The 13347-nt window shown below is 64.1% G+C and carries 12 protein-coding genes; 4 read left to right on the forward strand and 8 right to left on the reverse strand.

Going from position 1 to position 13347, the window contains the following annotated elements; all coding sequences use genetic code 11:
- Positions 1-139: 139 nt before the first annotated feature.
- Genes Q362_RS0104870 through Q362_RS0104880 form a run of 3 tightly spaced genes read left to right on the forward strand, consistent with a single transcriptional unit; the run spans position 140 to position 4159 of the window.
- Positions 140-1147 carry an ABC transporter substrate-binding protein gene (locus Q362_RS0104870; protein WP_028317771.1) on the forward strand — a complete coding sequence of 336 codons (1008 nt, stop codon included), beginning with the start codon at positions 140-142 and terminating at the stop codon, positions 1145-1147.
- Positions 1144-3537, forward strand: a complete 2394-nt coding sequence (locus tag Q362_RS0104875) for an ATP-binding protein (RefSeq protein ID WP_028317772.1) — start codon at positions 1144-1146, stop codon at positions 3535-3537. Before Q362_RS0104870 ends, Q362_RS0104875 begins: the two co-directional genes overlap by 4 nt.
- 19 nt (positions 3538-3556) lie before the next feature.
- On the forward strand, positions 3557-4159 hold the full coding sequence (locus Q362_RS0104880; protein WP_028317773.1) for a 3'-5' exonuclease: 603 nt from the start codon (positions 3557-3559) through the stop codon (positions 4157-4159).
- Positions 4160-4167: 8 nt separating this feature from the next.
- On the opposite strand, the gene Q362_RS19190 is transcribed toward Q362_RS0104880, so the two are convergent.
- The 7 genes from Q362_RS19190 to guaB form a co-directional block, all read right to left on the reverse strand.
- Complete coding sequence (locus Q362_RS19190) at positions 4168-4707, reverse strand: YgjV family protein (RefSeq protein ID WP_051553685.1); 540 nt, start codon at positions 4705-4707, stop codon at positions 4168-4170.
- Positions 4708-4748: 41 nt separating this feature from the next.
- On the reverse strand, positions 4749-5780 hold the full coding sequence (locus tag Q362_RS0104890; RefSeq protein WP_051553688.1) for a glucokinase: 1032 nt from the start codon (positions 5778-5780) through the stop codon (positions 4749-4751).
- A gap of 5 nt (positions 5781-5785) precedes the next feature.
- Positions 5786-6592: a LabA-like NYN domain-containing protein gene (locus Q362_RS0104895; protein ID WP_245590160.1), complete on the reverse strand. Its 807-nt coding sequence runs from the start codon at positions 6590-6592 to the stop codon at positions 5786-5788.
- Positions 6593-6721: 129 nt separating this feature from the next.
- The gene (locus Q362_RS0104900) at positions 6722-7321 is read right to left on the reverse strand and encodes a DUF4276 family protein (RefSeq protein WP_028317776.1); all 600 of its coding nucleotides are present in this window, start codon (positions 7319-7321) and stop codon (positions 6722-6724) included.
- On the reverse strand, positions 7314-8624 hold the full coding sequence (locus Q362_RS0104905) for an AAA family ATPase (RefSeq protein ID WP_028317777.1): 1311 nt from the start codon (positions 8622-8624) through the stop codon (positions 7314-7316). Before Q362_RS0104905 ends, Q362_RS0104900 begins: the two co-directional genes overlap by 8 nt.
- A gap of 110 nt (positions 8625-8734) precedes the next feature.
- Complete coding sequence (gene guaA, locus Q362_RS0104910) at positions 8735-10285, reverse strand: glutamine-hydrolyzing GMP synthase (RefSeq protein WP_028317778.1); 1551 nt, start codon at positions 10283-10285, stop codon at positions 8735-8737.
- Positions 10286-10329: 44 nt separating this feature from the next.
- A complete protein-coding gene (gene guaB / locus Q362_RS0104915) occupies positions 10330-11793 on the reverse strand; it encodes an IMP dehydrogenase (protein ID WP_028317779.1) in 1464 nt (487 codons plus the stop codon).
- A 444-nt stretch (positions 11794-12237) separates the two neighbouring features.
- Between guaB and Q362_RS0104920 the strand changes: the two genes are divergently transcribed.
- On the forward strand, positions 12238-12855 hold the full coding sequence (locus Q362_RS0104920; protein ID WP_028317780.1) for an L-threonylcarbamoyladenylate synthase: 618 nt from the start codon (positions 12238-12240) through the stop codon (positions 12853-12855).
- 89 nt (positions 12856-12944) lie between these two features.
- On the opposite strand, the gene Q362_RS0104925 is transcribed toward Q362_RS0104920, so the two are convergent.
- On the reverse strand, positions 12945-13235 hold the full coding sequence (locus Q362_RS0104925) for an HU family DNA-binding protein (protein WP_028317781.1): 291 nt from the start codon (positions 13233-13235) through the stop codon (positions 12945-12947).
- Positions 13236-13347: the final 112 nt, after the last annotated feature.

Consider the following 13347-nt stretch of genomic DNA (forward strand, 5'->3'; position numbering starts at 1 on the left):
ACAACGGCCGTCACGGCCGCGGCGCGAAAAATAACCGGAAAAATTGCAATCGCCGGCTTTTTGTGCGACCATACTCCCAATGAGCCATGGGGGCCCGGCGCCTTTGTCCCGCCGGACCCCGTCTCGACGGAGAGAAATCATGCATCGTGCCGGTTCTTGGCGCATCTGTTTCGTTTTTTTCCTGCCGCTTCTGATGGCGGTGGGGCCGCCCGCTTCGACCGGACCCGCGACGGTGCTGGTCGTGCACAGCTACCACCGGGACCAGCGGGAACATGTGGCGGAAATGGACAAGGGCATCGAGGAGGCCCTGGTCGGGGTCGACTGCCGGCGCCGGTTCTTCTACATGGACACCAAGCGGCAGACCTCCGAGGCATGGAAGCAGGCCGCCGGAGAGCAGGCCAGGCGAATCGTCGCCGAGGAACGGCCCCGGGTGGTGATCGCCATGGACGACAACGCCCAGCAGTATTTCGCCAGGCACTATGCCGGCGCCGCCGGTCCGCCCTGGTTCGTGTTCGGCGGGGTCAACGCCGATCCGGCCCGGTACGGTTTCCCGGCGGCCAATGTCACCGGCGTGCTGGAGCGGCCCAACGTGTCGGAGAGCATCGAGTTGCTGCTGAGGATCCGGCCGGGGGCGAGCAGGCTGCTGGTCATGGCCGACAAGTCGGAGACCACCGACCCCCTGATCGCCTTCTGCAAGACCCTGACCCTGCCGGTGGCGGTGGTGGCCTACGAACAACCCCTGACCCTGGAAGACTGGCAGGCCGCCATCGAACGGCATCGCGGCCGGGTGGACGCCGTTCTCCTCTACGTGATCCGCACCATCGTCCGCAGCGCCGCCGACCCGACCAAGGTCCCCGAGCGGGAACTGGTCCGCCTGCTCAACGACGGCTTGGCCCTGCCCACGGTGGGACTGTATGACAGCGCCGCCGAATCCGGCGTTCTGTGCGGGCTGAGCGTGTCCATGCGGGAACAGGGACGGGCAACGGGACAGATTGCCCGGGCCCTGCTCGCCGGCGGAACGCCCGCCGATTTCCCGATCGCTCCGACCGATCGCGGCCGCATTCAGTTGAATCTGCGGACAGCCGAGCGGCTGGGCATCCAGATTCCCTACACCGTCATCAAGCGGGCCGAGGTGGTCATCCGGTGAAGCGCATTCTGCGCCCGGGGCTCAGCCGGAAGATACTCCTTCCCGCCGTGCTGGTGATCGCCCTCGGCCTGGTCCTGGTGCTGTGCATTTTCCATTTCAATGCCCGCACCGTGGTCGAGCAGGAACTGAGCAGGCGGCTGCAGCGGGAGGCGCAGCTCACGGCCAGTCTGCTGGACAACTGGCTCCAGGCCCGGAGCGGCGACATCGCCCTGTGGGCCCGCCAGGAGGTCTTTGTCGATGCGCTGGCCGAGGATGGGTACTATGGCCGTAGCGCCCGGAAGGGGGCGCAGCAGTTGCTGGCCAGCCTGCACCACGGCTATCCCTTTTACGAGAGCATTTTCCTCGCCGACCGGCAGGGCGCCATCCTGGTGCATGCGGCCGCCAGGGCGAACGACGACACGGCGATCACCCTGGGCGACCGTCCCTACATCCGGGCGACCCTCCAGGGGCAGGCGGTGATCTCGCCGGTGGTGCAAAGCCGGTGGAGCGGCCGGCCCGTGTTTGTCGTCACGGCGCCGGTCCTGAAGAACGACGGCGTTGTCGGCGTCATCGGCGGCGCGGTGGATTTTGCCGCGTTCAAGGAGTTGTTTCTCAGGAGCTTCGGACAGAAGCAATACGGCTACGCCTTCCTGACCGACGGCAGCCGGCAGGTGCTGGCCAGTTCCGGGAACAACGAGGCGGAACTCGCGGCCATGGTGTCGGCGGACTTTCTCCGGCGCATCGCCGGGCAGCAGCAAGGAACCTTTGTCCACCGGATGGGAACGGTCGAGACCCTGACCGTTTTCCAGCACCTGCACCGGGTCGACTGGTCGTTCAACATCAACCAATCGCTGGACCGCACCCTGCGGCCGCTGTACCGCATCGTGCAGTTCAGCAGCGTCGGCGCCCTGGCGGTGCTGGCGCTGATCTCCCTGGCGCTGACGGCCCTCGTCCACCGGGTGGTCGTGGCCAGACTCCGGGCCATGCTGCGGGTCATCGGCCTTGTCGGCGCCGGCGACCTGAGCCAGCGCCTGCCCCCGCATCCGGACCCTCCGGATGAGGTTACCGAGCTGACCGATTCGTTCAACGCCATGATCGGGCAGTTGGAGCGGACCCTGGCCGACCTCAAGGAGGAAATCCGGGTCCGCCGCGACACCGAGACGGCGCTCGCCCACCATCAGGAGAATCTGGAGCACATCATCGAGCAACGGTCGGCGGAGCTGAAGAAGGAGGTGCTTGAGCGGCAGCGGGCTGAGGAACGGCTAATCCGGGCGGAAAAGCTGGAAATGATCGGCACCCTGGCCGGTGGCGTGGCCCACGATCTCAACAACATCCTCTCGGGCATCGTCAGTTACCCCGACCTGCTCCTGATGAAACTGCCCGAAAGCGACCCGATGTACAGGCCGCTGCAGACCATCAGGGATTCGGGACAAAAGGCCGCGGACATCGTGCAGGACCTGCTCACCCTGGCGCGGCGCGGCGTGGCGGTCAAGGAGCCGATCAGGCTCGATGCCCTGGTCGACGTCTACCTCGCGAGTCCCGAATGCGGCCTGTTGCGGCTCCGCCATCCCGGCGTCGAGATCGTGACCGAGTACGCGCCCGATCTCATGCCGCTGCTGGGCTCGCCGGTCCATCTCGTCAAGACGATCATGAATCTGGTGACCAATGCGGCGGAATCGATGGAACGGGGCGGGACGATCCGTTTGCGCACGGAAAACCGGTATGTCGACAATTCGCTCCAGCTCGACGAGCGCATCGGCCAGGGCGAATACGTGGTGCTGGAGGTGTCGGACCAGGGCAGCGGGATTCGGGCCGAGGATATCGGCAAGATCTTCGAGCCGTTCTATTCCAGCAAGAAGATGGGAAGAAGCGGCACCGGCCTGGGCATGGCCGTGGTCTGGGGCACGGTCAAGGATCACCAGGGCTTCATTCACTGTGAGAGCACCGTCGGCGTCGGCACCACCTTCACCCTCTATTTCCCCGTGACCTCGGTGGCCGTGCAGCAGCATCTGCGAACGGTGCCCCCGGAGGAGTACCGGGGCAACGGCGAGCGCATTCTGGTGGTCGACGATGTCGAGGAGCAACGGATGATCGCCGCCGCCATCCTGGAGGAACTGGGCTATCGGGTCACCGTCGCGGCCAGCGGCGAGGAGGCCCTGCTGCTGGCTGCGAGGGAGCGTTTCGACCTCCTGCTGCTCGACATGATCCTCGGCGATGGCATGGACGGGCTCGCGACCTACCGCCGCTGGATCGGCATCGTGCCGGACCAGCGGGCGATCATCGCCAGCGGTTTTTCCGAGAACGAACGGGTGATCGAGGCCCAGCGGCTCGGGGTCGGACGTTATATCAAAAAGCCCTACACCATCGCCAAGCTGGGTCAGGCCATCCGGGAGGCGTTGGCACGACCATGAACGGGGGAGGAACCGGGACATGAATGCAGCGGGGGAGATCCGGCTGAGCAAGGAGGCCATCAACGCCCTGCCCCTGGCGTGCTGGCAGGGGATGGTGTGCTGTGTCCGCACCGCGGCGGAAGCGGAAGCGGCGGCGATGCGCCTTGCGCGCGCCAACCTGCTCGGCTTCGATACCGAAACCCGGCCTGCCTTCCGCAAGGGGCAGAAATTTCAGCCCAGCCTTCTGCAACTGGCCGCCGAGGACGAGGTGGTGCTCGTGCAGTTGCGGCACACCGGTCTGTCGGCCCCGCTCCTGGCCCTGCTCGAGAATCCGGCCATCGTCAAGGCCGGGGTGGCGCCGGATTTCGATCTGAAGAGCCTGCGGGAACTGCATCCCTTCCGGCCGGCCGGCTTCGTCGACCTGGCACGGCTGGCCCGGAGCCGGGGCCTGCGCCACCACGGCCTGCGCGGACTGGCCGCCGCGGTCTGCGGACTGCGCATCTCCAAGTCGGCGCGGACCACCAACTGGGCCAATCCCGAACTCACCGCGCAGCAGATCCGCTATGCCGCCACCGATGCCTGGATCGGCCGCGAGATCTACCATCGCCTGCTCGCCCTGCCGCCGGTGCCGGCCGGCGCCTGACAGGCCTGTCATTGCCGGCCCGGCCCGAGGGTCGGCGGCGGCATCCCGGTTTTCCCCGTCCCCCGCACATAGTAGCGGTAATAGCCCACGAAATTGCTGCCGAGAAACAGGGCCTCCATGAGCACGGCGGTGGGGGTGCCGGCCAGGATGTTGTGGAGCAGCCAGAGGCTGGTGCCCACCATGAGTATCTGCCGCAGCCGTTTGTCGTCCGCGCTGAACGAGCCGACGGTACCGAAGATCGAGCCCAGGCAGCTGAGCACGCTGAGGATGCCGTGGAAGGTCGCGGCGGCGATGACCAACGAGGCGGCGATGAAGATCGCCATCACCCGCTTCGAGGTGGTGCGGTAGCTGACGACGAGACGCAGGCCGGCGAGCCCTGCCAGCCCGGTGGCGGTCCAGTGCCCCAGCAGCGCGAAATGGACGGCGATCAGCAGGCAGGAGATGGCCATGCAGGCGATGATCCGCCGCCGTTCCTTGAACTGGAAGGAGAGCAGATCAAAGCCGATGGCGACGACGACCAGGATCTGGGAAACCGCGAACAGGGACATGGGGCAGCCTGGGAACGCGCCTGAGGGTGCGGCAGCGACGATCAGGCGGAAGCGGCGGTCGCCGGGTCGCGGCGCAGGGCTGCCATGCCCGTGGCCGCGGCGCCGAGCAGGGCGGTCTGCGGGTTGACGATCACGTGGATCGGGACGCGGGCGAGCATCTCCCGGTAGATGCCCCGGGCAAAGACGGTCATGAACCGCGGCGCCTCGATCAGCGGCAGGAGCCGGGCCGCCAGGCCGCCGCCGATGAAAACCCCGCCCAGGGCCAGGGTCTTGAGGGCGAGGTTGGCGGCCTCGTCGGCCAGGATGTCGAGGAAGAGGCGCAGGGTATGCACCGCCGGCTCGCAGGGCCGGCCCCCGCACGCGGCGTCGACGGCGGCCCGGACGATCACCGGCGTCTGGTCGGCGGACTGCGTCAATTCGGTCGCCAGCCAGTCCGGCACCGGCCGGCCGGCGGCGGCAAAGGCGAACAGTTCGGGCATGGCCAGGCCGGAGCAGACCCGTTCCACCGAGACGTGATCGCAACGTGCGGCCATGAAGGTCAGCAGCTCGATCTGCTCGGCGGTCCGGGGGGCGAAGCTGGCATGGCCGCCTTCCGAGGGGCAGGGGAGAAAGGTGCCGCCGTGGGGCACGAGAAAGGCCTCGCCCAGGCCGCTGCCCGGCGCCAGCACCGCCATGACCGCGCCTGCGGCCGCGTGGCCGGCCGGGTTGAGCGGGTGCAGGTCCTGCGGCGCGAGCCAGGGAATGCCGGCGGCGGTGGCCACCAGGTCGTTGATCAGCAGGGCCCGGGTAAAACCGAAACGGGCCTGCAGGGCCGCGGCCTCGATCGACCAGGCGAGGTTGGTCATGCGGGCCGCGTTGTCGATGATCGGCCCGGCCACGCCCAGGCAGAGGGCCGCCGGCCGATCGTCACCCAGAAAGGCGGTGAGCAGGTTGTCGAATGCGGCGAAGTCCCTGTTGCGGAAGGTCTGCTGCCGCAGCGGCGGTCCGGGCCAGGCATCGGCCCGGTGCAGCGCCAGGCTGGTCTTGGTGGCGCCGAGATCGCCGGCAAGGAGCAGGCCGCGCGCAGTTGTCATCGTCCTCACCCCTCCTTGAGCAGCCGGATGTCCCAGGCTTCGGGCCGGTTGCTGTTGGCCGGATTGTCCACGATCCTGAATTCGAAGATCCGGTGCGGTTCCAGGAAGAAATGGTCCGAAGGGAGGGTCGATTTCGACAGATGGAAGAAGACCGTTTCCGACTGGAGCACCCCCTCCTGCAGCCGGTAGTAGCGGAAGAAGCCGAAGCCCCGGTCCTGGTTGAAATTGGCCACCGTGCCCCGCTGCCAGCGCTCGCCGTTGTCGCCGTGGCCGCCGGCGATCGGCAGCAGGCCCGGCACCAGGAAGCCGGAGATGTAGGAATCGGCCACTTCGCGCAGCTCCTTGCTGACATTGTGGAACCCGATCACCTCCACCCGGCAGCCCGTGTTCTGCAGGGCGATGATCAGGCGGAGGAAGTCGCCGTCGCCGGTGAGCAGGATGATGCGGTCGAGGTTGCGGGCCTGGAGCAGCGCGTCGATGGCCAGGTCCATGTCGGCGTTGGCCTTGGTGGTGATGTTGCCGTCTTCGTCCTTGAAGCGGCGGACATACTTCTTGATGATCTTGAAGCCGCAGTTGCGCAGGATGTTGTGGTAGGCGTAGACCTTCTGGCGGTACTCCGGGTCGCGCTGGGTGCGCTCGTGATCCTCGGCCAGGTAGCAGTTGGCCCGCAGCATCACCGAGTTGGGGCTGTTGGCCAGGCCGACGAGCACGTCGTAGCGCATGCCGTAGCCGCCGCTCATCTTGATGTTTTCGGCATCAACGTAAATCGCTGTCTTGAGCATGGAACAATGGGGGCGCTGAAGTGATTCCAAGGGGTGAACGTTCCGGGGTTACTCATTCGGTAGTCAATAGTACATTTTTTTTTATATGGTTTCTTGAAGATTCGATGCAATAATCCCGCAAGCATTGCATCGAATCTTCAAGAAACCATATGTCTATTATCACCGGGCCTGAGCAGGTTGCCATGCCTGAAATATCCTACGTAGCTCTTCGATCAATTTCCTCAACGACCCATCAGCCGCTGCGGCACGATCAAGATCCATCGCCATGACGATATCCTCAGAGAATTCGATGCCGCCTAGGCTGGGCGCCACACCGGACGCTCTTATGGCTTCGATCAGTATTTTTTTGTAGCGCGCCCTTTCGCATTTCTGGTCAGGCGCGTTGCATCCCCGTCCGAAGACTGATTTGAACGCAGCGGAGTCCACCAGCAGCCAGCGCTCTATATGGGGTTCGGGGACGGCGCAGACTGTGGGCAAGTTGATCTTGCTCGTGATCTCACTGAGTTGCCTCAGGCGTTCTGACAGTCCCTTGCAGTTGGCATCGGTGGCCACGACGACGAGATCCGGCAGCGCATCCCACCCTCGTTGCAGATCACGAAGAAATTGCTTGAGTTCATTGACGACCATACCGTGGCCGCGACGGGCATTCCGCCAGTGCAATTGGATATCAACGCCATATTCTGCCGCGAGGCGCTGCAGTAACGCCGCGAGGAACTCTTTGTGAGCAAAGTCCTCTACGAAGAGAGCTATCTCACGCATCGAAATCACCTCGCTGCATCCGCTCTGAGACGGTGAGGTCCTCCGCTTCCATTAGCGCTTGATCCACTTCGCCCTTTTTCCATAGCGGCCCCCATTCCTTGAACGGCTCGATGCTCGTCTCATTGTCGACCCGCTTGCAAACGAACAATGAGTCTTCCGATACCAGATCGGGTAGGATCGGTGAATGGGTGGTCACGATATATTGGGTTTCACCCGAGGAGGCGCGCGTTTTCAGAAGTTCGGCGACGAGCTGGATGCGGCGGGGATGAATACCGTTCTCTGGCTCCTCAAAACCGATCAACGAAGGTTGCTCCTTAGCCCCAGCCAGGGACAGCAGCCCTAGGATGCGCAGGGTACCTTCCGAGAGGATGCGGGCTGGTACCGGGATACCGCTCTCTTGGAGAGTGAGTTCAACTTCACCGAGATTGCTAACTTCCACCCCAATGCCGTGCACATTAGGCATGATCAGGCGCAATGCTTTTTCGACCGCATTGAATTGCTTAGGGTCAAGGGCTTTTAACGTGTTGAGGAATGAGGCCAGTTCCTCACCCATAAGCCCGATATGTCGCACTTCCTTGACAGGGTTGGCCGTGCGCATCCGCTCACGTGGCTCGAAATAGTAGAACAGCCAGTTCTCCAGCTCTTTCCGCATAGCCACCAGATGCGGATAATGCGGTGGATAGTGCGGCAGTGAAAGAATGCTGTGGTCGAGGTAGCATTCGTAGTAACTAGGATGCGCCTGACCTTCCAAGCGCAGGTGCAGGCGGTTGCCCTCACGGGAGAGAAATGGCTTGCGCTTTCCTGTTGGTTGGCCTTTTTCGTTGAGCGCCGCGAGATATTCGTCCGCCACTCGAAGAATACCGGACTTGGGCAGCATCTCTACCTTGATGCGGTAGCGCAGATTCCTCTCGCGCACGGCATTGCCGGGTTTCATTTCCCTACCTGCCCCACTTTCCTGACTGCCTGAGCGGCGCATCTCATTAACTTGTCGATTGACCGCATTAGCTATCGCATCGGAGATCCGTACGTCGACTTCGATGGAAAAGGAAAGTCGCTCCTTTGCTAGCGAACCCTTGATTCCCCGCTCGCCAAAAGTAAAGGATTCAAGAGGCTTACCCCGGTAAGGCGGCTCAAACGCCTCTTTGATCGTCCGAGAGGTAGCAAGCTTGGAGAGCAGTTGCAGACAGTCGAGAAAGTTGCTCTTTCCCGCCGCATTCGGTCCGAACAACACTGACAGATCAGACAAATGAACTTCGACTTTTTTGAGAGATTTATAGCCTTGAATATGGATGCGGGTCAGCATGTTGGCTCTTCTCCTTTCCCAGATCGATAGAGAACCTGCTCTTCACGCAGTTCAACGGGATGTTTGACGGAATCGGCCTTCAGCCGGTAATGCTCCACCTTGACGATCGTTTACTCCCACTCGATGGTCGACGGCGGCTTGGAGGAGATGTCGTAGACCACCCGGTTGACGCCGCGCACCTCGTTGATGATCCGGTTGGAGATGCGGCCCAGCAGTTCGTAGGGCAGGTGCGACCAGTCGGCGGTCATGGCGTCCCTGCTGTCCACGCAGCGCAGGGCGATGACGTGCTCGTAGGTGCGGCCGTCGCCCATGACGCCCACGGTCTGGATGGGCAGGAGCACGGCGAAAGACTGCCAGACCTTGCGGTACCAGCCGGCGTCCTTCATCTCCTCCAGCACGATCACGTCGGCCTGGCGGAGGACGCGCAGCCGCTCGGCGGTGACCTCGCCCATGATCCGGATGCCCAGGCCGGGGCCGGGGAAGGGCTGCCGGTAGATGGCCTCCTCGGGCAGGCCCAGTTCCAGGCCCAGTTCGCGGACCTCGTCTTTGAACAGCTCGCGCAGGGGCTCGATGAGATCGAGCTGCATCCGTTCAGGCAGGCCGCCGACGTTGTGGTGCGACTTGATCGGCGCCTTGCCGCGGAACACCACCGACTCGATCACGTCCGGATACAGGGTCCCCTGGGCCAGATAGCGGACCTGTCCCAGTTTCCGGGCTTCGGCCTCGAAGATCTCGATGAAGCCGTAGCCGATCCGCTTGCGTTTCTCCTCCGGGTCCTTGACCCCGGCCAGAGCGGTGAGGAAATACTCGGAGGCATCGACATCGACGACGTTGAGCCTGGTCTTCTCGCGAAAGAAACGGAGCACGCTCGCCGATTCGCCGGTGCGCATCAGGCCGTTGTTGACATGGATGCAGGTCAGCTGGTCGCCGATGGCCCGGTGGACCAGGGCCGCGACCACCGAGGAGTCCACCCCGCCGGACAGGGCGCAGATCACCCGGTCGGCGCCGACCTTGGCCCTGACCTCGGCCACGGTCGCGTCGATGAAGGAATGCATGGTCCAGTCGGGCCGGCAGCCGCAGAGGCCGAAGATGAAGTTGCGCAGGATGTCGGTGCCGATCAGGGTGTGGGCGACCTCGGGATGGAACTGCACGCCGACAAAGGGTTTGTCGGCATGGCGGATGGCCGCGTAGGGCGAATGCGCGCTGGTGGCGGTGACCGCGAAGCCCGGTGCCAGTGCCTCGATGCGGTCGCCGTGGCTCATCCACACCTGGTAGTGGGCCGGGTCCAGCTCCATGCCGGCGAACAGGCCGCCGGTGTATTCGATGCGGAGCTGGGCCTTGCCGAATTCCCGCTTCTCGGCCCGCTCCACCCGGCCGCCCAACTGGGTGGTCATCAACTGGGCGCCGTAGCAGATGCCCAGCACCGGCACGCCCAGATCGTAGAGGCCGGGGGCGCTGATCGGGGCGTCGTCGTCGTAGACGCTGGCCGGCCCGCCCGAAAGCACGATGCCGGTGGGCCGCATGGCCGCCAGCTGGTCGAGGGGCAGGCTGTAGGGATGGATCTCGCTGTAGACTTTCTGCTCGCGGATGCGGCGGGCGATCAGCTGGGTGGTCTGCGAGCCGAAATCGAGGATGACGATCTTCTGGGTATGCGTGGACATAGGCTGCCTTTCTCGGGTTGGGAAACGGGTGACGGCCGGGGCGATTACAGCCCTTCCGTGCGGTAGTTCGGGGCCTCTTTGGTGATGATGACGTCGTGGACGTGCGACTCGCGCAGGCCTGCCGAGGAGATCTGGACGAAACGGGCCTTCTGGTGCAGTTCCTCGATGGTGGCGGCGCCGGTGTAGCCCATGCCCGAGCGCAGGCCGCCGAGCAGCTGGTAGATCATCTCCGAGATCGGGCCGCGGTAGGGCACCTTGCCCTCGATGCCCTCGGGCACCAGCTTGCTGCTCTGGCTGTCCTGGAAATACCGGTCGCCGGAGCCGTCCTTCATGGCGCCGATGGAGCCCATGCCCCGGTAGCCCTTGTATTTGCGGCCCTGGTAGAGGAAGGTGTCGCCCGGCGTCTCGTCGGTTCCGGCAAAGAGCGAGCCGATCATCACCGAGTGGGCGCCGATGCCGATGGCCTTGCAGATGTCGCCGGAGAACTTGATGCCGCCGTCGGCGATCACCGGGATGCCGTGCTTGGAGGCGGTTTCGACGCAGTTGCGCAGCGCGGTCAGCTGCGGTACACCGACCCCGGCCACGATGCGGGTGGTGCAGATCGAGCCCGGCCCGACGCCGACCTTGACGCCGTTGACGCCGGCCTTGATCAGGGCTGCGGTGGCCTCGCCGGTGGCCACGTTGCCGGCGATGATCGGCAGGTCGGGAAAGTGGGCCCTGACCTCCTCGAGGGCGTGCAGGATGCCGGCGGAATGGCCGTGGGCCGAGTCGAGCACCACCACGTCGACCTTGGCCTTGACCAGGGCCTCGGTGCGCGGCAGGAGATCGGGGCCGACCCCGAGGGCGGCGCCGGCCAGCAGCCGGCCCATGGAATCCTTGGCCGCGTTGGGGTACTGCTTGATTTTCTCGATATCCTTGATGGTGATCAGCCCCTTGAGCCGGCCGCTGTCGTCGACGATCAGCAGCTTTTCGATGCGGTGCTCGTGCAGGAGCGCTTTGCAATGGGGCAGGTCGATGCCCACCGGCGCGGTCACCAGGTTCTTGCTGGTCATGACGTCGTTGACCCGGAGGCCGTCGTCGGAGACGAAGCGCAGGTCGCGGTTGGTGACGATGCCCACCAGCTTGTCGCCGTCGATTACCGGCAGGCCGGAAATGCGGTAGGTGCGCATGATCTGCTGCACCTCGGCCACGCTCTGGTAGGGGGAGACGGTGATCGGGTCGGCGATCATGCCGGACTCCGATTTTTTCACCCGTTCCACCTCCTTGGCCTGCCGCTCGATGCTCATGTTCTTGTGGATGATGCCGATGCCGCCTTCCCGGGCCATGGCGATGGCGGTCTGATGCTCGGTGACCGTGTCCATGGCGGCGCTGAGCAGCGGGGACTGCAACTCGATGGTGTCGGTGAGCCGGGTGGTGAGCGATACCTCCGACGGCAGGACCTCGGAAGCGCCCGGCACCAGGAGGACATCGTCAAAGGTGAGGGCCAGGGGGATGTCTTGCTGAAACATAGGGTCTCCTTGTTGACTGGAGTGAAAACGGGCGGCCTGGTGTCCCCGGCCGTGCCGTTGCGGTTCGTGCGTGCTGTCGTGCGGTTCGGAGCAGGGATGGGCGGGCTTGCGCGGCCCGCGGTCATCGGCGCTGCTCCTGGTGATTTTCGCGGAATTGTATGTGGTTGCCGTACTCCATCCACAGCCGGCATAAGGTAGCATGTTCTTGCCAAAAAGAAAACAGGCGACCCGACGGGATGGCGACGCAGCCCCGGCCGGCAAGCTTGGGAGCACGCCGCCGGCCTGCGCCTTCCTCCGGGAAGAGGACCCGGAGAAATTGCTGGATTTTTCCCGGTGTTCCTGCTTAACTGATACGTTTTTCCCGGCGGCGTCGTGCCGGGTCGGTCCGCGCCGCGCAGCAACCGGCGCACTCCTGTGCCCCGTCCTTCAACGGCTTGTTTCCGTATGGCGAAAATCGTTGCGATCAATCCTGCCAATCCGCAGGCCCGGCTGATCGGGCAGGCCGTGGAAGTGCTCCTGCACGGCGGCGTCATCTGTTATCCCACCGACACCATGTACGGCATCGGCTGCGATATCTTCAATCAAAAGGCGGTCAAGCGGGTCTACCAGATCAAGAGGCGGCCCAAGGACAAGCCCTTCAGCTTCATGTGCGCCTCCCTGACCAACATCAGCCAGTACGGCCATGTCGGCAATACCGCTTACCGGCTGATGCGGAAGAACCTTCCCGGTCCCTACACCTTTGTCCTCTCCGGGACCAAGCTGGTCCCCAGAATCATGCTGACCAAGCAGAAAACCGTGGGCATCCGGGTGCCGGCCCATCCGATCTGCCTGGCCCTGCTCGAAGCCTTGGCCAATCCCCTGCTCAACACCTCGGCCTCCCTGGAGGAGGACGAGGAACCCGTTTGCACCTGCCACGACGTCGATCGGCTGTTCGGCAGGCAGGTGGATCTGATCATCGACGGCGGCGAGATCGTGCCGGCGCCATCCACGGTCATTTCGCTGTTGACCGAACCACCGGAAGTCCTCCGCGTCGGCAAGGGGGACATCGGCCCGTTCGTTTAGCCGCGCGGCCCGCCACGCGACACACGGGAATAAAAAAAGACCGAACCCCGTAACGCGGTCCGGTCTTGTCCCTGTGGGCGGAACGGTGGTTATTCCGCTTCTTCGTCGATCAACACTTCCTTGAGCGACTTGCTCATGGTGAAGTGGAGCGTTTTGCGCGCCGGGATGTTCATCATCTTGCCGGTCTTCGGGTTCTTCGTGGTCCGCGGCCTGCGGGTGCGCACGGAAAAGCTGCCGAAGCCCCTGATCTCCACCCGTCGTTCTTCCGCCAGGGCCTGTGATATCTCTTCGAGAATGATATCAACGGCCTGTGCTATGTCCTGCTTATAATAGTCGCCAAGTTGCTCGGAAACTTGATTGATCAATTCACGCTTGAGCATGATCCGTATCCTTGTATCCTTTATTGACCGACCGCGCCTGGCCTGACTCCGGCCGACTGCACGCGGAAAAATAATAAGGGGGTGTCGGCCGCGCCCGTGCCGAAGGAACGGT

The organism is Desulfobulbus elongatus DSM 2908 (genome assembly GCF_000621145.1).
GTDB lineage: Bacteria > Desulfobacterota > Desulfobulbia > Desulfobulbales > Desulfobulbaceae > Desulfobulbus > Desulfobulbus elongatus.